The 25,772-nt window shown below is 46.2% G+C and carries 20 protein-coding genes and 1 pseudogene; 9 read left to right on the forward strand and 12 right to left on the reverse strand.

All coding sequences use genetic code 11. From position 1 onward, the window contains the following. Window positions 1–57: 57 nt before the first annotated feature. From RIC07_RS29000 to RIC07_RS29010, 3 genes are all read right to left on the reverse strand, one after another. The gene (locus tag RIC07_RS29000) at window positions 58–246 is read right to left on the reverse strand and encodes a hypothetical protein (protein ID WP_446397541.1); all 189 of its coding nucleotides are present in this window, start codon (window positions 244–246) and stop codon (window positions 58–60) included. A gap of 405 nt (window positions 247–651) precedes the next feature. Beyond that, window positions 652–1,455, reverse strand: a complete 804-nt coding sequence (locus RIC07_RS29005) for a GIY-YIG nuclease family protein (protein ID WP_446397542.1) — start codon at window positions 1,453–1,455, stop codon at window positions 652–654. A gap of 585 nt (window positions 1,456–2,040) precedes the next feature. Beyond that, the gene (locus tag RIC07_RS29010; RefSeq protein WP_446397543.1) at window positions 2,041–5,592 is read right to left on the reverse strand and encodes an nSTAND1 domain-containing NTPase; all 3,552 of its coding nucleotides are present in this window, start codon (window positions 5,590–5,592) and stop codon (window positions 2,041–2,043) included. A 570-nt stretch (window positions 5,593–6,162) separates the two neighbouring features. On the opposite strand from RIC07_RS29010, the gene cobJ reads away from it, so the two are divergent. Further along, on the forward strand, window positions 6,163–8,070 hold the full coding sequence (cobJ, locus tag RIC07_RS29015) for a precorrin-3B C(17)-methyltransferase (RefSeq protein ID WP_446397544.1): 1,908 nt from the start codon (window positions 6,163–6,165) through the stop codon (window positions 8,068–8,070). A 248-nt stretch (window positions 8,071–8,318) separates the two neighbouring features. Here cobJ and RIC07_RS29020 read toward each other — a convergent pair whose 3' ends face one another. The 4 genes and pseudogenes from RIC07_RS29020 to RIC07_RS29035 all read right to left on the reverse strand — a co-directional run. After that, window positions 8,319–8,510 (reverse strand): chlorophyll a/b-binding protein, encoded by a 192-nt coding sequence (locus RIC07_RS29020; protein WP_446397545.1) that lies wholly within the window; start codon window positions 8,508–8,510, stop codon window positions 8,319–8,321. 216 nt (window positions 8,511–8,726) lie between these two features. Beyond that, window positions 8,727–8,930, reverse strand: coding sequence for a hypothetical protein (locus RIC07_RS29025; protein ID WP_446397546.1), 204 nt, complete (start codon window positions 8,928–8,930; stop codon window positions 8,727–8,729). Between the two features lie 353 nt (window positions 8,931–9,283). Next, window positions 9,284–9,886, reverse strand: coding sequence for an urease accessory protein UreG (gene ureG, locus RIC07_RS29030; protein WP_446397547.1), 603 nt, complete (start codon window positions 9,884–9,886; stop codon window positions 9,284–9,286). Window positions 9,887–10,162: 276 nt separating this feature from the next. Next, a pseudogene (locus RIC07_RS29035) lies at window positions 10,163–10,414 on the reverse strand (hypothetical protein); the annotation flags it as partial. Window positions 10,415–10,634: 220 nt separating this feature from the next. Between RIC07_RS29035 and RIC07_RS29040 the strand changes: the two are divergent. Then, a complete protein-coding gene (locus RIC07_RS29040) occupies window positions 10,635–10,901 on the forward strand; it encodes a hypothetical protein (RefSeq protein ID WP_446397548.1) in 267 nt (88 codons plus the stop codon). A 192-nt stretch (window positions 10,902–11,093) separates the two neighbouring features. Here RIC07_RS29040 and bicA read toward each other — a convergent pair whose 3' ends face one another. The 3 genes from bicA to RIC07_RS29055 all read right to left on the reverse strand — a co-directional run bounded on the left by bicA (window position 11,094) and on the right by RIC07_RS29055 (window position 16,532). After that, window positions 11,094–12,803: a bicarbonate transporter BicA gene (gene bicA / locus RIC07_RS29045; protein WP_446397549.1), complete on the reverse strand. Its 1,710-nt coding sequence runs from the start codon at window positions 12,801–12,803 to the stop codon at window positions 11,094–11,096. A gap of 358 nt (window positions 12,804–13,161) precedes the next feature. After that, the gene (gghA, locus tag RIC07_RS29050; RefSeq protein WP_446397550.1) at window positions 13,162–15,624 is read right to left on the reverse strand and encodes a glucosylglycerol hydrolase; all 2,463 of its coding nucleotides are present in this window, start codon (window positions 15,622–15,624) and stop codon (window positions 13,162–13,164) included. 170 nt (window positions 15,625–15,794) lie between these two features. Further along, window positions 15,795–16,532 (reverse strand): LmeA family phospholipid-binding protein, encoded by a 738-nt coding sequence (locus tag RIC07_RS29055; RefSeq protein WP_446397566.1) that lies wholly within the window; start codon window positions 16,530–16,532, stop codon window positions 15,795–15,797. Between the two features lie 283 nt (window positions 16,533–16,815). On the opposite strand from RIC07_RS29055, the gene RIC07_RS29060 reads away from it, so the two are divergent. Together RIC07_RS29060 and RIC07_RS29065 are read left to right on the forward strand one after the other, a co-directional pair. Next, window positions 16,816–17,583, forward strand: coding sequence for a pseudouridine synthase (locus tag RIC07_RS29060; RefSeq protein ID WP_446397551.1), 768 nt, complete (start codon window positions 16,816–16,818; stop codon window positions 17,581–17,583). Between the two features lie 42 nt (window positions 17,584–17,625). Then, window positions 17,626–18,417: a helix-turn-helix domain-containing protein gene (locus tag RIC07_RS29065; RefSeq protein WP_446397552.1), complete on the forward strand. Its 792-nt coding sequence runs from the start codon at window positions 17,626–17,628 to the stop codon at window positions 18,415–18,417. 19 nt (window positions 18,418–18,436) lie between these two features. Here RIC07_RS29065 and malQ read toward each other — a convergent pair whose 3' ends face one another. Next, window positions 18,437–19,945, reverse strand: coding sequence for a 4-alpha-glucanotransferase (gene malQ, locus RIC07_RS29070; RefSeq protein WP_446397553.1), 1,509 nt, complete (start codon window positions 19,943–19,945; stop codon window positions 18,437–18,439). A 159-nt stretch (window positions 19,946–20,104) separates the two neighbouring features. On the opposite strand from malQ, the gene RIC07_RS29075 reads away from it, so the two are divergent. From RIC07_RS29075 to RIC07_RS29090, 4 genes are all read left to right on the forward strand, one after another. Further along, window positions 20,105–20,533: an NUDIX domain-containing protein gene (locus RIC07_RS29075; protein ID WP_446377604.1), complete on the forward strand. Its 429-nt coding sequence runs from the start codon at window positions 20,105–20,107 to the stop codon at window positions 20,531–20,533. A 112-nt stretch (window positions 20,534–20,645) separates the two neighbouring features. Beyond that, on the forward strand, window positions 20,646–21,962 hold the full coding sequence (locus RIC07_RS29080; protein ID WP_446397567.1) for an FAD-binding oxidoreductase: 1,317 nt from the start codon (window positions 20,646–20,648) through the stop codon (window positions 21,960–21,962). A 186-nt stretch (window positions 21,963–22,148) separates the two neighbouring features. Continuing rightward, the gene (locus RIC07_RS29085) at window positions 22,149–23,552 is read left to right on the forward strand and encodes a (Fe-S)-binding protein (protein WP_446397554.1); all 1,404 of its coding nucleotides are present in this window, start codon (window positions 22,149–22,151) and stop codon (window positions 23,550–23,552) included. A 129-nt stretch (window positions 23,553–23,681) separates the two neighbouring features. Then, window positions 23,682–24,593 (forward strand): ribonuclease D, encoded by a 912-nt coding sequence (locus tag RIC07_RS29090; protein ID WP_446397555.1) that lies wholly within the window; start codon window positions 23,682–23,684, stop codon window positions 24,591–24,593. 195 nt (window positions 24,594–24,788) lie between these two features. Here RIC07_RS29090 and RIC07_RS29095 read toward each other — a convergent pair whose 3' ends face one another. Beyond that, window positions 24,789–25,007: a hypothetical protein gene (locus RIC07_RS29095; protein ID WP_446397556.1), complete on the reverse strand. Its 219-nt coding sequence runs from the start codon at window positions 25,005–25,007 to the stop codon at window positions 24,789–24,791. Window positions 25,008–25,293: 286 nt separating this feature from the next. Here RIC07_RS29095 and RIC07_RS29100 point away from each other — a divergent pair, with 286 nt between their 5' ends. Beyond that, on the forward strand, window positions 25,294–25,770 hold the full coding sequence (locus RIC07_RS29100; RefSeq protein WP_446397557.1) for a hypothetical protein: 477 nt from the start codon (window positions 25,294–25,296) through the stop codon (window positions 25,768–25,770). Window positions 25,771–25,772: the final 2 nt, after the last annotated feature.

The following is a 25,772-nucleotide window of genomic DNA, read 5'->3' on the forward strand; positions in this document are numbered from 1 at the left end:
CGTTACGCTTCTCTACCAGTCTGCTTTTTCTCTGGGTGAAGTGTTAGCGATCGCTCTCTACTTCTTGAAGCGAATGTTGGCTTCATAATACCCCCCATCCAGGCAGGATGCGCCCATTTGATAAATGCCTGGATAGTTATCATATTCGACAAAACCTAGATCGATGCCGCCTTGTGGATTGGTTGGACTCCCTTTAATATCTGGATCTAATCCTGCTCTTAAAAATACTTGATCAACATAATTCAAAACATTATCCGTTTGACATAACCCTATAAGGAACTATTTGAGACGGTTTAACGAAAGAATCACGAGTTCAGGCTACGACAGAATCAGGTTTTCAGCTTACGTCGAACTCTGGTTACTTTGTTTGTCGCCATTAGGTCGATCACCCAACCGCACTAGCTCGTTTTTTTTTCAAAAAACTCTCCAATCACCTCGTCGTCGGGGGATTGGACTTGAAAAGCTTGCAGAAGTAAAGCTAGTAGCTTTGCGTGTGTGGGGGGGGAGCGGATGTCAGATCGCCAAGCGACTTGTCGGGATGGTTTTCCAGCGATATGTGGACAGACTGACAACCGTTACAAACAATTGGTGCGATTTTTGCTTTGATTGCGGATTCTGCAATTTATGATTGTAGGTCTTCCCAGATGAGAGCTAAGTTGATGAGTTATTTCTACCAAGCTGCTCTAGATATAACAGTTGCTTGGCAAAGGGAGAACGTTCACAGTTTGTAAATCCCAATCTTAAGTAGCTTCTTTTAAATTCTTCAAATCCAGGTCTATTATTGAGAATGGCATAGGGGTTGATAAAGACTTTAGAATTTGCCCCGTACAGAAGATATTTGTTGCAAAAGTAGTTGGATTGTTCGTAGCCATAGGGGATAAAGCGACTCGCAAGAAGAAAAATTCTATCGTTCCTATAAGAGACTAATTCAGAGAGGTTAGAATACCTTTCTAGGTCATAGTCTTCATAGTAACCAAATGTTATTAAAAAAACTGGTCGCTTTTCTTTAATAGCTCTCATGAGCATAGATAATTTACCTGTGTCTATTCCTAGCTCATCTCCATCCTGACTATCAAAATGTCCGCAATAACCTGCTTTACTAACAATATGAGTTTGAATATAAATCGAGCCTTGTGATATTGTAAATACTGGCTGTTCTGGCATTGGTGTGTTATTTAAAGGCGGTTTATAGTGATTTATAGCCTGTCTTTCCAATCTAATTAAAACTTTTCTAAGGTCTGTAATTTTTGCCAATAAATCATCGGTTAACAGCCGATATCGAATGACAGCGTTCTCAATATTCTCGAACTGTGCTTGACGATGATGATTTATATGTCGATTCTTTAAGTTACATGACAAACCGATATACATTACTGGACAGACAGAATTACCTATATAGTAAATGCCGGGTTTAGGCGGCAGTTCCCTACGTAAACTATAGGATAGAATTGCCATCCTCTCGTAGTTAAGATTTATTTTCATGAGTGGGAACCAGATTATCTACAAAGAGTTTGCAAACATAAATTTTTTAAGCAAATATACAGCAGATTTCAGGTAAATGAGGTAAACCTACATAGTACTAATACTTAATCACAGGGCAAATACTGTACCTCACAAACTTGCAATACGCTGTATGGTTGAAATGTACGTTATTTGCTCCAACAAATTCAGCAATTCAACCCTGCTGATGTGAAAGGCTACCATCGGTTTTACCAGGCATCTGAGCAAGTGTTTCAAAAGGGATTACCCCAGCGAGTGGGGACTCCTTTTAACTGTCACTTGAATCATATCTTGTCCAGAGTGGAAGCATAAGCTGTCCAAAAAACTGTGATTATTTTTCGCGATCGCATAAAGTAACGATAGGGCTTGGCTCGTGTGAACACACCGAAGTCCTAATCGCTACAAGCCTTATAGGATAAGAGGTTCAGCCATCCGAGTCGAAGGTTGTACCCAGTACGCTTTTTGCCTATCACCGCTCAAACCCTTACTGGATGGGGTTTTCAACTAGGTGTAGTACATCCGCACGGGGGGAACTTCAGCTTAACGGCGAGTTCTTGAGCCTTTAGCTTGACAAATATCACGAGATAGGGTAATTTCCGGATGCGGACGTTCAAAAACGGGATGATTTTCAAGGCGATCGCACGCCATCCGCAGCCCAGTTTGCCAATCTTGCGGTTCTGGTAAAATCCGCACATCCCACAAGCGTACTGTTTTATCCTGGCTACCACTGGCAAGTCTCTCACCATCCGGACTAAACGCCAGCGATCGCACTGCACCTTGATGTCCCCGTAACGGTTTACCCCGTAACTGACCCTGAGAATTCCATAAGCGAATTGTACCATCCCCACTACCACTGGCGATCGTTTCCCCATCTGGACTAAACGCCACCGCAAAAACGACTCCCTGATGTCCTCGCCAAGGTGCACCAATCAACTCACCTTGACGATTCCATAAGCGTACCGTTCCATCTCGTCCCCCACTAACAATCCTCTCACCATCCGGACTAAACGCCAGGTCAAAAACCACACCCTCATGTCCCCGGAATGGTTGACCCAACAGTTGACCCTGACGATTCCATACGCGAATCGTACCATCCCCACTCCCACTAGCAATGGTTTCTCCATCCGGACTAAACGCCACTGTAAAAACGACTCCCTGATGTCCCATAAACGGTTGACCGATGGGATTACCTTGGCGATTCCACACCTGAACGGTTCCATCTTTCCCACCACTGACCAGAAATTGACCATCTGGACTCCAAGCTATTGAGGTGATCCAATCTTGTCCAAAAAACGGCTGACCCAGGGGTTGACCTGGAACCGTCCACAAGCGAATTTTACCATCCTGGCTACTACTAGCAATCACCTGTCCCTGGGGACTAAAAGCGACTCCTGTCACCTCATCTTTATGTCCAGGTAAGGATTGACGAATTAAATTATCCTGTCGCGTCCACAGATGAACTAAACCATCCTCCGTTCCACTGACCAAGATTTGATTATCAGGATGAAAAGCGACAGCATTAACCCCTGATTCGTGGTCTAAGCGATCGCGTTCTCTAGCTACCTCAATTGCCTGCCAAAGACTAGACGTAATCCGCTGATCGACTTGCTGAAATTTAGCATAACTTTGACCCGTTGTTTCAATTGCCAGTAATAATCCCTTAATCGGTTCCACCGGGAGCAAGTTTTGGACAGTAGCGGCATTTTTATACAAGTGTTCCCGTTGAGCAATCTGTGCCGTTTTATACCATCGGCTCATCCCCATCCCCGTGGTCAGACTCAATAGCGCGATCGCGAAAATTAATCCTCCCCTAGCTAAACCTCGTCGCGTTCCTTTGTGCTGGAGACTTTGTTGAATTAGGTCTTGTCCTAACGTAGATAAATGGAGATGATCTCGATAATACTCTGCCTCAGTTAGGGTTAACTCTGATAACATTCGCTTCGGTTTTCCTTGAGTTTGCCACTCAATCGCCGCTGCTTCAATTTGGCGCTGGAGTCTCATCCCGTGGCGTTTTTCTTCGACCCATTGCTGAAGTTTTGACCAATGCTGAATTAGGGCTTCGTGAGCAATCGTTACCAGGGTTTGGTTCCATTTTCCGGAGTGAGTAACAATTAAGCCAGCATCGATTAATTTTTGCATTACGGCTGTTACCGCTTTCGTGGAATGGCGATCGCCAATAAAATCGTTTACCGCATTTGTTGTAGAGACGTTGCATGCAACGTCTCTACATGGCGCTGTGTTCCCAGACATAGTAAGAGACGTGCCATGGCACGTCTCTACAGATTTGAATCGGTTTCTAGACTTTACTTGAAAACTCAGGATTAACTCAGACGGGTCTACTTTTTGCTCCGTAACTTGACCATTTTCACTGAACTGAATTAACGCAAAAAAAATGTCTTTGGCAATTTGTTGCTCATTAGCCGACAACGATTGATAAACACGGTTGGCATGTTTTTCGATTGCCCCTTCCAACCTACCCCAACGATAATATTCGGCTACCATTAACCGATCCACTGGACGCCTTTGCCACAGTTGAGTTAACATAAACTGGAGTAACGGTAAACTGGCAGCATCCTCTAAATCTAAGAGGAGTTGAGTGACTAAATCTGACTCAATCTCTACACCCACTTGCTGGGCGGGTTTAATAATAGCGGTTTTCAATCCTTCCCTGGTCATTGGCGTTACCGTCACCATCAGCGCCTGAATTTTTTGGACTAATTCGGGATAATTTGCACAATGACTTAAAAAATCTGTTCGCATCCCGATAACCAGACAAAGTTGATTATCGGTACGGTCTAGTCCACCCAACAAACAATCAAAAAACTGTTGTCGTTCGGTTTCATCCTGACAACAAGTAAACACCTGTTCAAATTGATCCACCACCAGCACTAACCGCTGCTTTTCAGCCATTGTCCGCCCCACAATTCCTAATCCTACCGCCCCCATTTGGATCAGTTTCATGGTTTGGGCAAACTGGTAGTCGCGTTCTGGGTTATGGGGATTGATAAAGGATCGGGCTAAATTCTGGAGAGGATGTTCACCGGGTTGAAAAATTAAAGTTAGCCATTCCTGAGTTCCTGATAAGTGTTGTCCCCGTTGAAGCTGATGCAAAAGTCCGGCGCGAATTAGCGAAGATTTGCCACTACCACAGGTTCCGATTACCGCCAGGAAATTGTTGGTGCGGATATGTTCGAGGAGTTCATCGGTTAACGTCTCTCGCCCATAAAAATACTGGGGATCTTCATTTTTGTAGTCAAAATAGGCTAAACCTTTATAAGGACAAAACCGTTCCGGTGCGCTGGGGGGTAAAGCGGGTAAAGTTTCTGGATCAGTTTCACGGGTACGGATTAACAGAATCGGCTTCCCGGCGTTAGCAAAAATTAGGGGTGGGGATAATTGATTAATTAATTCTACCAGGGTATAGTTCGTCACCCAGCCAGGGGGATGCTTGCTGGAATCGAGTCCTAATAATAGAATGGACGCTAACTGACTGTAATGATTCGATTCATCAGTCCGATTAAGCTGTAGTGTTTGTTCTTTGTCTCCCCATTTCCCCCTCTCCCCATCCCTTTCTGACTGACAGGTGGCGATAAAACAACGACTGTATCCCTGACCCCGATATCCCGGATCAGCTTGGGTGAGGTCAAATCCTTCATCGTTACAATAGCAATCTAACCAAATAATTTGCTCTCGAACTGGGCTTTGTTGCAACAAATCACGCAGCCATGACAGAGATAATCCCCAGTTACCGCGATTTGGGTTAATATCGCTGGTGGCTAAAAAACTGGTTGGTCTATCTTGGTTTTTGCAGAGTCCATAGCCAGAGAAATACAGCAGAACCGTATCGGGAATTGTGTTTCCTTCGGGTAACAAGAGTTGGACGAGTGCGGCTTCAAGTTGAGTCAGGGGAACTCGAATCGGGGTGGTTGAATCGACAGGAGTGTTAAAAGCCGGAATCCGCCTGACTTCGACATTACCGCGATCAATCAGGAGTTGCGCGATCGCATCTGCATCCTTCGCTGGTAATGTCAAGTTTTTCAGGTGCTGAGTATCGTAAGTATTAATCCCAACGATCAAAGCCTGTCGATTCATAAGGAGTTGTCAATCCCTGTCAGCAGCATCCCGTTTTCCGGGCGTATTTAACTGATTCAGAGATTTTGCTCCTAGTCAGGACAATTCGGGGAGTTACTTAGGGGATAAGAAATTCTGTTGAATCGGGATGAAATTCGACCCTACAGGCGGACACATTTTCCCATTATGAAGTAATACTCTCAGAAAACTACTGTATTTGTCAAGAGTTCCAATAGAAATAATTTTCCCAAAACTAGCGTTAAACAGAAACTGTAGGGGCGCACAGACGTGCGCCCTCTCCTGTGATCATTGCATCGGCATCATTGATGAAAATCGCCGGAATTGGATGTTCCTGGAACGGGTTAACCGTGGCGCGATCGCATAGCTATGCTTAAACTAAAGGGTCTTTATTTCTGTTTTTTTATAGTCCTTATTGTATCAATGGTGCGTTAGTGTTCGCGCAGCGTTCCCGTTCGCGCAGCGTTCCCAAAGGGTAGGGTAGCGTAACGCACCCTACATTATTAGAGTTAGAGTACGTAAAATTGTCTCATTTATCCCTTAATCTAAGGTCGGAAATTACTCAAATTGACTGTGTTACTATTTCAAGACTTTCATCCCCTAGTTGCGATCGCAACCACTCCTACCGCCGCCCAAACCCTACAGCCTCTGTGCCATAGCGCCGGGGCGACGTTGTGGCTTCCTGAGTCTCTTCATCCCTCTGAACAGAACAATATTCCCACAGTATCGTTCTATCAGGGTTCTCTTAAATCCCATATCGCCTCCCTCTGGCAAACGCATCGCGCTTTTATTTTTGGATTAGCAACGGGGGCGGTGGTGCGCCTGATTGCCCCGCTTTTACAGGATAAATCCTCTGATCCTGCGGTTGTCGTTGTCGATGAAACCGGACAATTTGTAATTAGTTTATGCAGTGGACATCAAGGGAAAGCCGATCAACTGACGAGGATGATTGCTTTGCAACTAGGGGCAACGCCTATTTTAACCGGGGGTTCTACAGGGTTAAATTTACCTGCTGTCGATATGGTAGGCATTCCCTTTGGTTGGCAACGGGGAGAGGGAGATTGGACAGGTGTCAGCGCCGCCGTAGCTAAAGGTGAACGGGTTAAGGTAATGCAAGAGGTGGGTTCGACGTTGTGGCAAAATCATCTCCCCTCAGGACATCCCTTTGTTTTCGATGCTGATGAAGAGACAGTTGATGTTAATTCAGCCAATTCCCAATCAATTAATGCCCGAATTTGGATTAGTTTTACTCAGCGTCGCTTTTCTGCAACCTCTGATCTGCCCAAGGTACAATGGCATCCACGGATATTATGGGTGGGGATTGGGTGTGAACGGGGAACCTCCAGAGAATTAATCGAAACGGCGATAATTCAAACCTGTCAACGGCATCATCTAGCTATTGGTGCGATCGCGGGAATTGCCACGATTGATATTAAAGCTGATGAAGTAGGATTGGTGGAATTTTGTCAAGCCCACAATTTGCCCCTGCGAACCTTTCCGGCTGAGATTTTGCGATCGGTAACGGTGCCTACGCCATCAACGGTGGTGAATCAGGCAGTGGGTAGTCCCAGTGTGGCAGAAGCCGCCGCCTTGCTATGTAGTCAGCGCTTTAGCGCTTCTGGCACTAAAGTGCCGACTACGAACCTACTGGTAAAAAAACAAATTGTGCGGGCAGATGATCAACCGGGGGCGGTGACGGTGGCGATTGCTGTGGCGGAACAAGAGTATACGGGGAGAATTGGACAACTGTTGTTGGTGGGTATGGGACCCGGACAGTTAGACCAAATAACGCCAGCCGCAAAAACGGCACTCTCTCAGGCTGATGCGGTAATCGGTTATTCTCTCTATATTGATTTAATTTCCCCGATTCTGCATCCCGGACAAATTATTGAATCTCTGCCAATTACCCAGGAACGCCAACGGGCGCAACGGGCGATTGAGTTAGCCCAGTGGGGATTAACGGTGGCGGTTGTGTCATCGGGGGATTGTGGGATTTATGGGATGGCGGGATTAGTGTTAGAGGAACTAAAAGCCCAAGATTGGGATGGGAAGACACCAAGGGTACAAGTCTTTCCCGGAATTACCGCCCTGCAAGCAGCGGCGTCTCGCGTGGGTGCGCCCTTGATGCATGATTTTTGTGCAATTAGTTTAAGTAACCTGCTGACGCCTTGGGAGGTGATTGAAAAGCGCTTAAATGCTGCCGCCCAAGCCGATTTCGTCATTGCTTTGTATAATCCGCGATCGCGCACCCGCATCGAACAACTGACAATCGCCCATCGTATCTTACTTCAATACCGTTCTCCCCAAACCCCAGTCGCGATCGTGCGATCGGCTTATCGAGAGGATGAAGAAATCACCCTTTCCACACTTGACAAATTACTCGATATTCCCATTGACATGCTGACCACTGTACTCATTGGCAATCAAAGTACCCGTCTTCACGGAGATTGGATGATTACACCACGGGGATACTCTACTTAGGGTCTGCTGAATAAGTGGTGTAGTGAGGGGGAGCGGGGGAAGCCGGGGAAGCCAATGTAGAGACGTGCCATGGCACGTCTGGAAGCTGGGGGAGCAAGGGGAAAACCCAAGCCATTAGAATACCCTCCCCTTGACAAGGAGAGGGTTAGGGAGATGTCAAGTTAAGGTATTACAAATTTTTGACCTTGACACCAATGGAAATGGATATATTGTGTCCCCACGCTGTCTCACAGAGACATCAAATAGGCTTACATGATGCCTAATGCGTGCAGAACTCCTTGACCCGAAAAGTATTCAACGAATAGGGCAATAATGAAGCCTAGCATGGCTAGACGACCATTCCAAATTTCGGCTTGGGGGCTAAAGCCAAATTTCCAAGCATTGCGTTCTTCGGGACTGGTGAGGGTTTCGGGTGCTGGTGTATTTGATGGGTTTGTCATAGTGCAATTCTCCGCTTAAGTTATCTATAATTGCCTTTGTAAACAAATGTAACATTGATTGAGGCTAACGTTATCCCTCTTAGGTAAGACACTCCTGGATTATTGAGCCTCGTTCCTAGAACACCCGTCTATAGTCAAGATGTTGAAACTGTTTCCTGTGACACACCGAGCGAAGTCGAGGTGTTCCCTGTTCCCTCCCCTCACCATAAAACTTATTCAGCAGACCCTATTTAGTTCTGTTGATTGCTGCCAATCGGGTAATCGAGCATCCTGTGTCTGCCGTTGAGAAACAACTATCCTTTGCAACACTCTAAAATTCTCTAAAAATGCCATGTCTTCGATATCAATCTGGGGTTGTTGGCAAAGATCGACATACCGTCGAGCGTTTAAGGATAACCAGAGTTCTAAATCACTTAACATTGACTTCAGCCTAAACTTTTTATCAGTTTAGCTTTGTATATTCGAGAGGAATAGGGAATATTTTCGGATATTTTACTCACTAAATTAAGAGGAACCTGGTAAAAATACGTAAGCAAATACTTGGGCAATTAATCTACCCGTAAGGAGTAAAGTTAATTCTGAGCAATTCCCCGCTCGTAGAAAAGCTTATTCTATCCTTGAACAGACTTGCCCACCCTACATAAAATCTAATCAGGTATCATTCCTCACCATTAACAGGCAATAGATGAGGGTAGGATAGGGACAGGCTAACTACTGAATGTTTTTATCTCCGGTTCTCTCACCGGATTTACTAGCAAATTAAACAGCCTTTGTCAAGACACCCCCATCTGGAGCTTGATAAAATCAATCACGGTTGCTAATCCGTCCTGAGTCTTTAAATTCGTAAATACAAATGGCTTATCACCTCGCATCTTTTTGGCGTCTCGTTCCATAACACCCAAATCAGCCCCAACCATTGGCGCTAGGTCTATTTTATTAATCACCAATAAATCCGATTTGGTGATTCCGGGTCCACCTTTGCGGGGAATCTTGTCACCGGCGGCGACATCTATCACATAAAGGGTCAAATCGACGAGTTCTGGGCTAAAGGTGGCGGCTAGGTTATCCCCCCCACTTTCTAAGAAGACTACATCTAAGGGGGTGAACTTCTGTTCTAACTCTTCAATTGCCGCCAAATTCAGGGATGCATCCTCCCGAATCGCCGTATGGGGACAACCTCCCGTTTCCACACCCCGGATGCGATCGCGCTCTAATGCTTGAGAGTTTACCAGAAACTGGGCATCTTCCTGGGTGTAAATGTCATTGGTGACGACAGCGATTTGATAGGATGCCCGCATTGCCTTGCACAAAGCATCCAATAAAGCGGTTTTTCCGGAACCCACCGGTCCTGCAATACCAACGCGGAATGTATTCATCAACCGTGTTTGAGATGTGATTTATTAACTATAAATTTACTATTATTTTTACGGCTTTTCTGGTCTTCGAGTTATGTTCACTCAGATGGCATCACATCATGAAAGAGGCGATAGTCGATAATCCGCCGCCCATCTTTTGTTCATTGACGTTGGCGAAGGTATCCGGCGATAGTTACGTCACCAGACAAGTATACATCCTGAATCATCTTGAAATAGTTGGATATTTAGGACTTGCTGCACAAAGGAGACACCCATATCAATCAATGCTTTGATCCATATTGACGTCCATAAGTAGAAGCGATCGAGAAAAACCATCAGGAAATAGGGGTCTTTGTAAAACGTTCCGTGTGCGAGAATATTGCGGCGGAATTGTGCTGCCCAGTTTGGTGATGTATTGAGTTTAGGTTTAACTTCAATATCGAGAATTCGTTGACCATTACGGTTATAAACTGACAAATCCCAGTCATCATTCCCCTGAGTAGAAAAACTAGGATATTTAATCGGCTTGGGTACTAAGTTACCTTTCATTTTGTTTTTGCTGCAAACGTTACTATAGTAATCCTAGCTTAGATGATCTAGATAGTTCTTTACCAGTCGTTTGTAGTGAGGGCTTCAGCCCTCTCCAGCTAGGCGTTAGAGAACTAAAGTTCTCACTACAAACAAATTAGGTGTGCCACGCCAGTAGGGATGCGATCGCACTCAAAAATGTCGGGCTGAAAGGGTTGAGCTGGGCGGGTTTTGTGGAAAGATGATGGGTGACTCCATTAATTTTATCCCTAAACCCGCCCCTACATTGGATTTTCTGTCCCGATATCAGATGTTCCGATTAACCGGAAACCTGAGAACAAAACTCACCGGATTGTTAACCGCGATCGCACCTCAAAAATGTTGGGCTGAAAGGGTTGAGCTGGGCGGGTTTTGTGGAAAGATGATGGGTGACTCCATTAATTTTATCCCTAAACCCGCCCCTACATTGGATTTTCTGTCCCGATACAGCAGATTTCTGATGAGGTAAGTAGGTTGGTGGAAATAAACTCAACTAGATTAAGTTATGTAAACAAAGCTCAAACCCTTACTGTTCCCTGTTCCCTGTTCCCTGTTCCCTAATCTCCACCGCTAACTTTAATTGTGTCCACCTACTTACAGCCTTAAGCAAGATACCCGATTTCTTCAAGAAGTCAGGGATCTGTCTGTGTACGACAAACTCTTAAGCCTGGGAACTGGTAAACTGATCTCCCTTTTCCTCATAGCTGAAGCCTTGTTTTTCACGAACGATCGCTAAACCTTCTTGCAGTGCTGTCAAGCGATCGCCCATCCAGTGATGTCCAGGAATTAAGCCAGCAATGCCTAACTTTTCTAACCGACTTTTTATCTTCCCGGTTGCGCCCACAACAATCACCTCTCGTCCTTCATCGATCGCCTCTTGAATCGCATTTTCGATCGCCAAGGAAGACGTTACGCCCAGGATAGGAACTTCACCTAAATCGACAATCAAAACATCATAATTAGCAATAGCGTTGTGTTCTCTGGAAATCGCTTTGGCGACACCAAAAATCATCGGTCCACTCAGATGGAACAGTAAAACTCGCCCATTCGCCACATCTAAAATGTGCTTTTCCTCATCAGTGAGAACAATCTGATCATCCGCATCAGTAATAGCTTTAACTGCATTTGATTGTAATTTTGATAGGTTTTCGATGGTTAATATATTCGCGATAAATACGCCAACGGCTACAGCGATCATTAAATCCACAAACACCGTTAGCAGTACCACACCATAGACAATCCCCGCTGCTTTCCAAGAGATTTTGTGAACCCGCTTGAGAAAGCCCCAATCAATGATATTAATCCCAACTTTTAAAACAATTCCCGCTAAGACAGCAAGGGGAATTGTAGAGGTTAAAGGAGCCGCCCACAACACCACGATGAACAGCACTAAAGCACGGCAAATACCCGATAACGCCGTGCGTCCACCCGCTTGGATATTCACCACCGTCGCTGTTGTTGCTCCAGAACCCGCGATTCCACCACATAAACCTGTAACTAAATTAGCAACACCTTGACCGACTAATTCTTTGTTCGATTTGCAGTCTTGTCGAGTCAGACTTTCCGACACGAGACAGGTTAATAGGCAATCAATAGAACCTACCGTCGCCAACACAATTGCATTAACGAACATTAACCGCGCATTTCCGGGTGTAAAAGCAGGCATTTGTAGCTCAGGTAAACCCGGTGTAATTTCTCCAATCGTGCCGATTGTGCGAATCTCAACACCACTAAAGAAAATCAGCGAAATGGCTGTCCCAATCACTAAAGCCACTAATTGGGGTGGCATCACTTTTTTAAATTGGGACGGGTACAAGAACAGAATCGCTAAGGTGATGGCTCCTAAAATCGTTTCCCACGGATCGATATTCGTGATTAAAGTAGGCAGATTTTGAATTACACTCAAGACACCCCCTGCAGGTGTTTCTTGTCCCAAAAAAGGAGCCAGTTGCAGAAAAATCAGAATCACGCCAATTCCGGTCATAAATCCGGAAATGACGTTATAGGGCAACATGGTAATATATCGCCCCAATCGTAATACCCCAAAGATGATTTGAAAGACTCCTGCCATCATCACCACAGTAAATGCCAGGGCGAGATAATTGTCCGGATTATTCACTTGAAGTCCAGCAATTACGGCGGTTAAAATAACCGTCATTGGACCAGTTGGTTCAGAAATCAGGCTCGGTGTACCCCCAAATAAAGCGGCAAAAAATCCGACTAAGATTGCCCCCCATAAACCCGCCGCCGCACCAGCGCCTGAAGCGATTCCAAAGGCTAGTGCCATGGGTAAGGCAACAACAGCCGCCGTCAACCCGCCAAAAATGTCTCCTTTTAGGTTACGAAAGTGGATTTGATTGGTTATTTGCATGAAATATTTTTCTCGATTAACAAATCAAAAATCAAAGTTACCCGAAGTAATAAGTTATAAGTCAAAAATTACCGTTGAACCAGCATGTTTAGGGACACGACATATCGTATCCCTAGCCTAAGCATGGTTGGTGCATAAGTCCTAATTTATTGCTGATGAATACCCACAAGGAAACTTATGATTTCCATAGAGTATACCATGGTATTGCAATAAAACTATAGGTTTTCTCAGAAAGCGCTGAAGGGGCACTACTTGTTGTGCCCCTACGATGGAGATGTCCAAAACCCAAGACTATTCGGGCTGAGAGGGTGACAAGGGACTTGAGGGTACTACTGGGTGTCGGGTGTCACCCCTTCAGCTATTCGGGTTTACTCACTCGCTTTAACAGCACCGCTTGAGAATCGGCTAACTCAAAGCAGCGTAAATCTGCCAAGTGATCACCACTATCCAAACCCGGAGACGCGATCGCGACTTGCCATTCACTCATATCCAATTGCAGCCAGTCTCCCACGGTAACCGTCATTGGTGTTCCACCCATGTGCGCTACCATGGCGATTTGTTGATCATGATCATCAGGATTACTGCGAACCCCGTAATATACCGTCCGTTCCTCATCACTGATTTTGTTGAATCGATCAATTCCAGCTAAATTGTGACCTAACCAGGGATGAGCATGGCGGAAACGACGCAAGCTAAGGTTATACTGAGTTCTTACCGAATCAAGCTTGTCCTCATAGTGAGAGACATTACACAGTTCGTAACAGTCTTCCATGAACATCAACGCGAATGACTTGAGCCGTTCCAGGGTCAACGCTTTCAAGAAACTCACCATTTCTGGCTTATTCAACTTTTTCAGCTGTTCAATATCACACTGATCCGTATTGTCTCCCAAACAGAACTGGCAAGCTTGAACCACTTCGGCAAGATTGTAATCCTTTTCAGTCATGGCAACTTGCAGCGCCCTGCCAAACTCCCGCAATTCCTCTAGCTGACTAAATCCCAAGGACTTCAACCGACTGAAACTTTCCGGTGCGTCATAGAGTTCTGGCGTCACTTGCCAATCCAAGAAGCCAATTTCCTCAGAAACCACCTTGACCCCATAGCGTTCATCGGTATTGCGGAAAAACATCCACGGGGCGTGCATTGTCGCATTGATAAAGTCCATAGGCAATCCCGGACTGAACCCATACACCCACAGCGTCACCGCCGGGTTATCATAAGCATTGTTTAACACCTCTGGCAGCGTACTGCCTAAATTCCAATTAATCTGGGCATCAAGAGAAATTTGATTACCTCGACGCACGGTATCATGATTGCCACAACCCGTGATCCAATGATCTCCTTCAAAAATTACCTCACAAACCCGCCGCCATTTGAGATCCCAAAACTTTTCCAAGGCTGGGGTGTTATGGGCAAAAATCAGGGGTCCCCATTGGAACGATTCCGGTTTCAGGTTAATTAATTCCCGGTATGTCGAGATTTCTTCCCATCCTTCAGCGGGCCACGGACGACCATCTTCAAAAATGGTGAATAAGAGTCGTTGATGCCCTTCAATATCCTGAACCACATCACTCATCGCCAGCAGATAGGCGTCATCATATTCCACCAGTCCAGACAGAGGATTAAAGAAACGGAAATCTTGACCCCCATCAATCCGTACCCCATCAGCGCCCGTGTTAATTTTACGCCGCTGCATTTCCAAAAACATCGCCCGTACCGTCGGTAACTGATGGTTCAAGTCTTGACCGTACATATTCGGACCTTTGAGGAACTGGCGATGCAGGAGTAACTCCGATTGGTTATCCGCATGACCATACACCAGGTCATAGATAATTTGAATTGGACCGGTGGGGAAATTATGCAGGGTGGCGATAAAGTCCACTAATTCATCAGGACGCAAGCTACCCAAAAGCGCTGCGTTCGTGGCGCTTGACCCTAAAATTGGCACGTCATAACCCCAATCCTGGGTATGGGGTTTAGTCAGTTTAATTTGCAGGTCATCTTCATCTTCAGCCGTACAGACAAAAAATTCACTTTCTGGACTGTATTCGTCTCGGTACTCAATCGTGGGTTCTATGGGTAATAGCTGAACCGAGTCGTACCCCACATAGTTTTCTTCGGCTGGGGTTAAGGGAAGATTGTCGGCTAATTTACTAGCAATTTGGCGATAAATACGGGTTAATCCCTCAACCGTTCCCTCCTCAGAGGCGGTGCCAATATGAAGCTGTAAAATGTTCCGGGGGGCTGGCACACGCGGAAGCGTTAGGGGATCAGCGGGGACGCTGGTGGCTTTGAAGTAATCCAGATCAGCTCGTTGTTTCTGTAAGCTTGCCATATCATACAGTTCAGCCGGTCCGAACACCCCATACGGCATGGAATAGGGAATTGTATCCCGAATCGCTTGTAGGTTTCCTTGTTGATCGACAAAGCGCAGCCAGTAGAACGATCCCATCTGCTCACGGTTCCCTGGACGCATCCCGGCGATTACACCCCAATGGTATTCGCCTTCTTGTTGTAAGAATAGGCGATCGCGGCGAAAGGAGACGGTTTGCTCAACCGCCCGACAATCAATCGGCTCAAGGGGGGTTAAGACTTCCAGATAGATTTCCATCTTCCGCATCACCTGCGCCAACAACCGAGGTGTCCAGAAGCCAATTTCGGTTAACCCATCAGAACGGTAATGCGCCCCCAAGCGTCTGGCTATGGCTTGAGCTTTTTCAAAATAGGTGGCGTCTGAATGCTCAATGGTAGCTGCCCAATCTACTAGTTCTTGGGTGGCATCTTCAACCAATTGAATGGACGGTTTCGTATCAACTTTCACAATAACTTTTCTCGCAACCACTACCCAACTGCTGTACGGGTGACTGAATCCTGACTTTCGGGATCGGTTTACCTGTACGGCAATTCCCGTCAAGTTTAACAGTCCCACAGCTTCTCTGAGAGTAAAACAATTTTCCGGTTGCTCCCACCACTCTGAAGAATGAAATCTAATTAGGGTATAACTCTAATACAGCCGCGACAAATTAATTGTCCTGGGGTTAGAGTGAGTTCTTCGAGATCAACCTCTGATCCTAAATCAATCGTGAAGTGTTCTAACGTGATCGGGGGCTGTTGAGCGTTAATGTGAATCTGGAGGGGGTGGAGTCGCAGTTGTTGAGGTGTTGCCAGTTGAATGCCCGCATCAATCCTAATCGGTATTTCTCTGGTCGCCTCCTTTGTCACCGTCCCCTTGAGAATGAGTCGCTCCCCATCAATCGTAATCTGCTGCCAATTGATTTCGGATTCGTTCAGGGGTGGATACTGATCCGGTGGATTATAAGATTTAATAAATGTATTCAGTAATTCCGTTAAAGCATTTGATAATAAAGGAGCGCTCAGAGAGGCTTGCAGGTCGCTCTCTCGCAGTATGAGTTGACCCGTAACTGGGACAGGTTCTAGGAGTTGTAAGGGTTTGCCTTTAAACACCTGAGTGAGATTGAAACGAATATTTGTCCCATCTAACTGGATTTGCGACAGATGCAGTCCTTGATAGATAGCTCGACGAGCCGCAATAGACACAGTAGGAATGTGTCCTCGAAGAATTTGCCGATCGCGACCCATCAGCTTAAACTGTAGTGTTTCCACGGCATCCACCTGCGATCGCAGCCATAATTGCACGGCGGGGGATACCACTGTGCTAATCATCCGGCTGCCTTTGTCTGTCCCAGCTTTTGATTGATTAACGCCCATTGCCACAATTTCGGGTCAATCCTGTATTCTGACACAACGGGGATAGTCTCCGAGCAAGGCAATGAGCAGGTCAAAAAACCAAACGCTTGCAATTCTCCGCATTCTTGTAATATTTGTACATGGTCTATTCTGGTCAGGGCTAGAAGTAGACTGATTCTCTCTAGCCACCTTAAAAGCCGGAGAGGTTTAACCAAACTCCTGCTGGATACGATAAGGATGGAGATCAACTTGGAACCAGCACGATCTGGGTCGAGACGAACTAGCTTACACAGGTAGTCAAGCCATGGAGGAAAGAGTACAAAAAATTCTCTCACAGTGGGGCATCGCCTCACGACGTCAAGCTGAGAAAATGATCGTAGCCGGACAAGTTCGGCTAAATGGCACTCTGGTGCAGCTAGGGCAAAAAGCGAATCCGGAAACGGATTTGATTGAAGTTAATGGTCAACGGCTCAAACCCAGTAATCGTCCTCAGACAATTTATCTGTTGCTCAATAAACCTGTGGGTGTAGTCTCTACTTGTCGGAATGATCGAGTGTGTAATACCATTCTTGAGGAGCGTCGCACAGTTCTTGATTTACTGCCAAGCACGATTAGACAAGGTCAGGGCATCCATCCGGTGGGACGGTTGGACATGGAATCTACAGGAGCGTTAATTCTGACAAATGACGGAACATTGACCTATAAACTGACCCATCCTCGCCATCACGTTCCCAAGACGTATCGGGTTTGGGTCAAGGGTCATCCTCCTGAATCAATTCTCTCGGCTTGGCGTCAGGGTGTGGACTTGTCGGGTAGAACCACTTTACCTGCTCAAGTTCGAGTACTCAAGCAGCAACCCGATAAAACACTTTTAGAAATTGTCTTGACAGAAGGGAGAAACCGTCAAATTCGTCGAGTTGCTGACCTGCTAGGCTATCCAGTAATCCATCTGCACCGCACGGCAATTGGTCCGATTCAATTACAACGACCAGGTGAACCGATACTGCTCAGTGGTCACTACCGTTATCTTGAAGAATTTGAAATCCGCTTCCTCCACAACCGAGTTCACTAACCCTTACGAAAACGTGCCAGCAGATATCAAGGAGTACCGTGTATGAAGGAGAATACGAGTCATTTGCAGCAGGAACAAGTTGAGAAGCTCGAAGAAATAGGCGCTCGCCTACGTCAGTTTCGCCTCGAACAGTCGATTACCTTAGAGGAAGTTGCGGCTCAAACCCGAATTCAGGCACGGCTTTTACAGGCGATTGAAGACGGAAAGATCGACAAGTTGCCAGAGCCTGTATATATTCGCGGCTTTATCCAGCGATTTGCCGAAGCGCTAGGACTCAACGGTGCAGAACTTGCCAATGCTTTTCCGGTGGGAGCAAGTATCCAGTTTATCAGACCCCGTTGGCGGCATTTACCCGCTGCTCAATTGCGACCGCTTCATCTCTACCTGCTCTATATTCTGTTGGTGATTGGTTCGGTCAGTGGTTTATCTCACATTCTGAGTCGCTCGGCAGTGCAAGTGATTGAAGTTGACAATACCCCCTCTGCCCAGCAGTTTCCGACACCGAAAAAGCCTGAATCCAGACCACCGAAACAGTCCCTTGATATGAACCAATCGGCGGAAATTAGTCATGCCAGCCAAGATGGTAAACCCGTGCAGGTGGGTGTTACCCTGAAGGCTCAGTCCTGGATTCGAGTCGTTGTGGATGGTAAAACCGAATTTGAAGGCGTCTTGCCCGAAGGCACCCAGCGGACTTGGGTGGCGGATCAACAACTGATTGTCCGGGCGGGTAATGCCGGAGGCGTCCTGGTCGAGTTTAATGACCAAAGTGCTAAACAAATGGGCGCCCCCGGTGCGGTTGAGGAAATGACCTTTGCGGCTAATCCTCGGTCTTGATCGTCTGTTTGCTCAACCCTCAAGAATCATGCGGTGTCCGACCATACGTATAAATTAGGGTTTTGATGCGATCGCGCAGTTGGTCACTCAACATCTCGGTTCGGTAGCGCCATTTCCAGTTTCCCTCAGATGTACTGGGACGGTTCATCTGAGCCTCTGCACCCAAATCCAAGAAATCTTGCAAGGGAATCATGGCAAGATTGGCGACACTGCTGTAGGCTAACCGGATTAAATCCCAATTGATGCCTTCATCACTCAACCCTCCTAGGTAACGAATCGCATTTTCTCGTTCATAATCGGCGATCTGGTTAAACCAGCCGATTGTCGTGTTATTATCGTGAGTCCCGGTATAAATCAGACAGTTGCGCTCCAGGTTAAAGGGTAAGTAAGGATTATCTGGACCTCCACCAAAAGCAAAATGCAAAATCTTCATCCCCGGAAACCCAAATTGATCCCGCAATGCCTCAACTTCTGGGGTAATCACCCCTAAATCCTCCGCGATAATCGGTAGTCCTTCTAATTCCCGCTTCAGGACTTTGAAAAATTTGGCTCCAGGTCCTTTGACCCAGCGCCCATTCATGGCAGTGTCTTCACCTTGATCAACTTCCCAATACGCCTCAAAGCCGCGAAAATGATCGATTCGCAGCACATCGACGTACTCGAACATCATCTTCAGGCGCATGATCCACCAGTGATAGTTATTCTTTTCCATGCGTTCCCAGTCGTAAATGGGGTTCCCCCAAAGTTGACCCGTTTCACTGAAATAGTCGGGGGGAACACCTGCCATTAGAGAGGCTTCGCCAGTTTCCTCATCAATGGCAAACAGTTCGCGGTTTGACCAAACATCAGCGCTATTATGGGCAACATAAATCGGGATATCGCCAATAATCTGGATATTGCGGTCATTGGCATACTGCTTCAACCACGACCACTGACGGAAGAACTCAAATTGGAGGTACTTTTGGTAATAAATGCGATCGCGTAACCGTTCTCGCCACTCCTTCACCGCTTGCGGTTCGGCTTTGGCAATGTCTGGCTCCCATAAATGCCAACTGGCATCCTCAAAGGTGTTGTGGAGTGCCATAAATAAGGCATAATCATCGAGCCAGTAGGCGTGACGCTGACAAAATTTATCAAATTCCTCCTGTTGTTCCGGGGACGCTTCCCGCTGAAAGCGATCGCAGGCTTTGAGCAGGAGCGATTTTTTCAGGGGAAAGGCTCGGTCAAAATCGATAGCATCCGGGGGAAACTCCGCTAGATGAGCGAGATCTTCATCCGTGAGTAGCCCCTTCATTTGCAGTTGTTCTGGGCTAATCAACATCGGGTTTCCCGCCATGGCGGAATAAGACATATACGGCGAGTTGCCGAACCCCGTGGGTCCGACGGGCAAGATCTGCCAAAATCGCTGATCGCTAGCCACCAAAAAATCAATAAATTGATACGCGGGTGACCCTAAGTCACCAATTCCATAAGGACTGGGAAAGCAAGTGGGATGCAGCAAAACACCACTCGATCTAGGAATCTGCATAGAGGATAGACCATAGTACAGCAAAGCAAGTCCTATCGACATTAGCACGCTAGGGAGACGTTAAAAAAGAGCCATCGTGGTAGATTTAACTCTGCCGATAGAGGTATTCTGAAAACAACGAACCCACGCTGCTCCCTACCTGTTACCTGAACTTAGCTTGTGACTTACCGAAATCCAGTTCCCACAGTCGATATCATTGTTGAACTCATAGATCGACCCTCGCGACCGATTATTCTGATCGAACGCAAAAATCCCCCCCTCGGTTGGGCAATTCCTGGCGGCTTTGTTGATTACGGGGAATCGGTGGAAACAGCGGCGGTTCGCGAAGCAAAAGAAGAAATTGGCTTACAGGTGGAGTTAATTGAGCAGTTTCACGTCTATTCGGCACCTGACCGCGATCCGCGTAAGCATACCCTCAGTATTGTATTTCTAGCCACCGGGACAGGGGAACCCCAAGCCGCTGATGATGCTAAGAATTTGCAGATTTTTCATCTATGGGAGATTCCCACGAATCTATGTTTCGATCACGACCAGATTTTGCGGGATTATCGACGTTACCGCCATTATCAGGTACGACCTCGTTATTGAGGAGCTGGGGGAGATGGGGTTGTAGAGACGTAAGGCGTGGAACGTCTGGAAGATGGGGGAGATGGGTAAGCAAATAACCAAGGACGAATGACGAATGACGAATGACGATCCAATGAATGCGATCGCACAAACTCTAACCCCGATTGTGGGTGACTCTAACCTCTACCAGGGGGATACTTTACCCCCCCTATGGCAAGAGCGACTCAAGAGAACGTATGGCGTAGACACGATTACCAGTACGCTTGTTTGTCCGACCACAGTTCAACAGCTTTGTCAAGTAATGGAGTCTGCCAATACCCATAACTGGCAAGTTCTCCCCAGTGGGAATGGGAGTAAATTAGCCTGGGCGGGTGTGGGTAAACCCGTTGACGTGGTGATTAGTACCCGAAACCTGAATCAGGTAATTGATCATGCGGTGGGTGACTTGACGGTAACGGCGCAAGCGGGTGTGAAGTTAGCCGATTTACAGCCAATACTGCTGAAAACCAATCAATTTCTGCCTTTAGAACCCGCCTACCCGGAAGCCGCCACCTTGGGTGGAATTATTTCAACGGCGGATAGTGGATCATGGCGACAACGCTATGGTGGGGTTCGGGATATGCTATTGGGAGTTTCCTTTGTCCGCAGTGATGGACAACTTGCCAAAGCCGGGGGACGAGTGGTGAAAAATGTGGCGGGTTATGACTTGATGAAACTGTTGACGGGGGCGTATGGAACCTTGGGAATTTTGACCGAGGTGACATTTCGCTTGTATCCGGTACAGGAAGCCTCGGGGACAGTGGTACTCACCGGAGACGCTGACGCGATCGCATCAACAACCCAAACCTTACTCGCTTCCGCCCTAACCCCTACAGCCGCCGAATTACTCTCCTCTGGATTGGTAAAACAATTAGATCTCGGTCAAGGGATGGGCTTAATGGTACGCTTCCAAAGTGTCACCAAAAGTGTACAGGAGCAGTCATCCCGGTTGCTAGATGTGGGGCAACAGTTGGGACTCCAAGGTACACTTTATCAGGATAGCGATGAAGTGACTCTATGGCAATCATTACCAGAACAAATCTGGGGAATGCCCCAATCCACCTCAATTACTTGCAAAATAGGGATAGTACCAACGGCGGCAGTTATGACGTTAACTGTACTCGATACTCTCACCTCTGGAATGGGATTAGGATTAATTCATGCAGGAAGTGGCTTAGGAAAAGTGCGGTTTGAACCCAAAACAGTGAAACCTGAGACAATTTTAAAGATGCGAGAGCATTGCCAATCTCACAGCGGTTTTTTGACAGTATTAGAGGCTCCAATTAGTGTGAAACAGCAGCTTGATGTTTGGGGATACAGTGGCAACGCTTTAGATATTATGCGTCAAATTAAACAGAAGTTTGATCCGAAAACCCTTTTAAGTCCTAATCGATTTGTCGGAGATATTTGAAGACAGAAGTCACAAGAGTATATCTGACCTTTACAACCTTATAGTAAACCTGTTTTGTCCGAATGTAGGGGCGGGTTTCACTATTATCTTTTATTTTGCTCCCGGATGTGATTAAACCCGCCCCGACTAAACCCCTAAAGTCTCACAATTTATCTATTTCTGCACATCTACCTCAAATAAAGCAATATGCAAACGGATTTTAAATTTCCCACACCCGATTCAGTCAAAGAAAGCGCAGCAACAACACCATTAGAAACGGAACAAGAGGAGTCTCAACTCCCTGGTTTTGACCCTAAAAATCCGCCCAAACAAGACTTAATTGACACTTGTGTTCACTGCGGATTTTGCCTCGCCACCTGTCCCAGTTACCGAGTGATTGGTAAGGAAATGGATTCGCCTAGGGGACGGATTTATTTAATGGATGCGATTAACAAAGGTGAAGCACCATTAGCCGAGGCGACAACACAACATTTTGATTCCTGCTTAGGCTGTTTGGCTTGTGTAACCACCTGTCCTTCTGGAGTACAATATGATAAGTTAATTTCCGCCACACGGCATCAGGTTGAACGAAATCAGCCTCGGAGTTTACCGGATCGGATTGTTAGAGCATTAATCTTTAATCTGTTTCCTTATCCGGGACGCCTGCGCCCCTTCCTTGCGCCACTTTATCTGTATCAAAAATTAGGATTACAAAAGCTAGTTCGGTCTACAGGATTATTAAAGCAAATAGTCCCCCGTTTAGCGGCAATGGATTCAATTTTACCGCAAATTACCTTACAGTCTTTCCAAAATAACTTCCCCGATGTAATTCCGGCGCAAGGGGAAAAGCGGTATCGAGTGGGTGTGATTTTGGGATGTGTACAGCGGCTATTTTTCTCGCCAGTTAATGAAGCAACGGTGCGAGTATTAACGGCGAATGGTTGTGAAGTGGTGATTCCCAAAAGTCAAGGGTGTTGTGCTGCATTACCCGAACATCAGGGACAAACAGAACAAGCCCAAGCCTTGGCGCGGCAAATGATTGATAGTTTTGAGGGGACGGATGTTGATTATGTGATTATTAATGCCGCAGGCTGTGGTCATACGTTGAAGGAATATGGGCATATATTAGACGATGATCCAGCCTATCGCCAGAAAGCGCAAGAGTTTGCGGCGAAGGTGAGAGACGTGCAGCAATTTTTGGCGGAGGTAGGATTGACGGCTAAATTGTCACCCTTGACCGATAAGCCTTTGACAATGGTGTATCAGGATGCTTGTCATTTGTTACATGGACAAAAGATTTCCGTACAACCGCGTCAGTTATTGCGGAAAATTCCGGGAGTAACATTACGCGAACCCATTGATGCGGCGCTATGTTGTGGGAGTGCGGGGGTTTATAATATGCTGCAACCGGAAATAGCCGATGAGTTGGGACAGCAAAAGGTTGAGAATTTGTTGAATACTGGGGCGGAGTTAATTGCGTCATCGAATCCGGGATGTTCACTGCAAATTAAGAAGCATTTGAACTTGCAGGAGAAAGAGATATCCTTGATGCATCCGATGGAGTTGTTGGATTATTCCATTCGCGGGGAAAAGTTGAGGATTGGGGATTAGAGAATCGGAGTAGGGGCGCACAGACGTGCGCCCTGTACTGACGTGCGGAATGGATGAAAATGGATAAACCAGGATTTCTGATCACGTAAGGTGTATTACTGTAGGATGAGATAGCTGCTCGATTGACTCATGCCATACCTTACGCAAGCCCAAGATATTGAAAGCGCGATCGCAAGCTGCACTCAAGCCTCTATCCTATGGTTAGATACGGAAGTCGCTGACTATAAAACCGATACGCCGCAATTGTCGTTAATTCAAGTCTTGGCGGATGGGAATGACTTCACGGCTGAGTCTGTCTGGATTCTCGATGTGCTATATCAGCCAGAACTCGCCGATGAGTTTATTGCTAAAGTAATGTACAATCCGGCAATCGAGAAAGTCTTTCACAACGCTAGTTATGACCGGAAATTTTTGGGTAAACGCAAGGCAAAAAATATCACCTGTACCCTAGAACTGGCAAAAACGATTCCCTACTATCGCCTCCCGGTTCCTAATTATCAACTGAAAACCTTAACTGAATATTTTGGGATATCTCCCCAAGTGGATAAAACCGAACAAACAGGCGACTGGAGGAAGCGCCCCCTCTCCCCTCGTCAACTGGATTATGCGGCTAAGGATGTCGTCTATGTGGCTCACGTTCACCGTCATTTATTAGACCTAGCACAACCTGACCCCGCCACGGAAGATATTGAAGCCCTAACCTTACGCTATCGACAAATCGAACATCGCTGGAAACAACTGGATACGGAAATTCAGCAAATTAAGGAACGGCTGAAAGCGGCGATGCAAGCGCAAAGTGTCAAAAAAGTCCATGGATTTCGCTTATCCAGTCAAAATCGCACCAGCAAAAAAGTTGCGTTTCATCAATTAGCAGAAGTGACAAAAAAACTAGGGATTGAGTTAGATATATCAGTACAATTGACGAAATCCCTACAACAAAAGTTAGGGGAGGTAATGGAAGAATTGCCCGTAGAAGAAGAGAATAAAACGACTTGGCGACTCTCGATTACTGAGCCAGAGGAAGAAGACTTGCCGTTTTGACAGACACGCCATGGCACATCTCTACAGGTATATCATCTTCTTTTCGTCGTTATCATCGAAATCCTGGAATTTTTAGAGGATGCGTAAGCAGAATTAGCCCTAAGACAGGGGGTGAAACTATTGCCTGTTACACACCGAGGTAAGCCGAGGTGTTGCCTATTGCCTACCCTCACCAGAAAACTTATTCAGCAACCCCTAAATCACTTTAATCAAGCCGTGACGTACTCCATAAATTAAACGGGTAATCGCATCCTCAGCCTCAGGACTCAATGTATCTTCTAACGGTGCCGTCATTAACTCATACCACTGCGAGAAGCTAATTTGTCCAGTTTGCATAGTTTGGGCAAACACTAGGGCTAAATGAGATGAGCTGCGGCTGACATTTTGTCGTTGTATTTTTTCTGCAAGTATCATAAAATTTACCAAATTCTAAAAATATTCTTTAGCCACACCAAGATTTTAATCAAAATTTTAGATTTTGTCTGTAAAAATGGGCGATAAACCCTGAGTTCTTAAGTAAAGAATTGTAACAAAAACGAAATTTTATCGCTACTGTTACGGCTTTATGTTCAAACGCAAAAGCGATCGCACCCAACCTCTTATACTATCATTGACGACCCTTCGGCTTACCTCGACTTCGCTCGGTACAAGTCGCTCAGGGTCAACCCTTGCTGACCTGACTTGACTGGGGCTAAAAACGATGACCATCGAATTCATACGCCATTTTTATCGGGCGACTGATCCGGGGAAGCCTCTGTTTGCTCAAGATCCAGAGGATCAGAAGCTGTATATTGATTTCTCAGAAGTACGCGGCGGTAAGATTATTGAGGAGCTTAAGGATAATATTAGCTTCTTCTCCCCCGATAGCCCCACCTGTTCCCTGTTTACCGGACATATTGGTTGTGGGAAGTCTACCGAGTTACTGCGGCTGAAGTTGGAACTGGAACAAGAGGGGGATTCTCTAGGAGATGTGGGGATGACCTCAGATAAAGATAAGTTTTCCCTTTATTTTGGCATTGGTGAGATTACCACCCGCACCAAAAGCGATGCGAGGCTGCGAGAACGGTTAAATCGGTATTTGGGACCCCAGAAAAATCAACTCGTGGATGCGATTAATCAGGAATTGCTGGAAGAGTGCGATCGCATTCATACTCGGATTCATGAGTCTCAATATTAGAG

This window comes from Coleofasciculus sp. E1-EBD-02, from assembly GCF_040218245.1.
Classification (GTDB): domain Bacteria; phylum Cyanobacteriota; class Cyanobacteriia; order Cyanobacteriales; family Coleofasciculaceae; genus Coleofasciculus.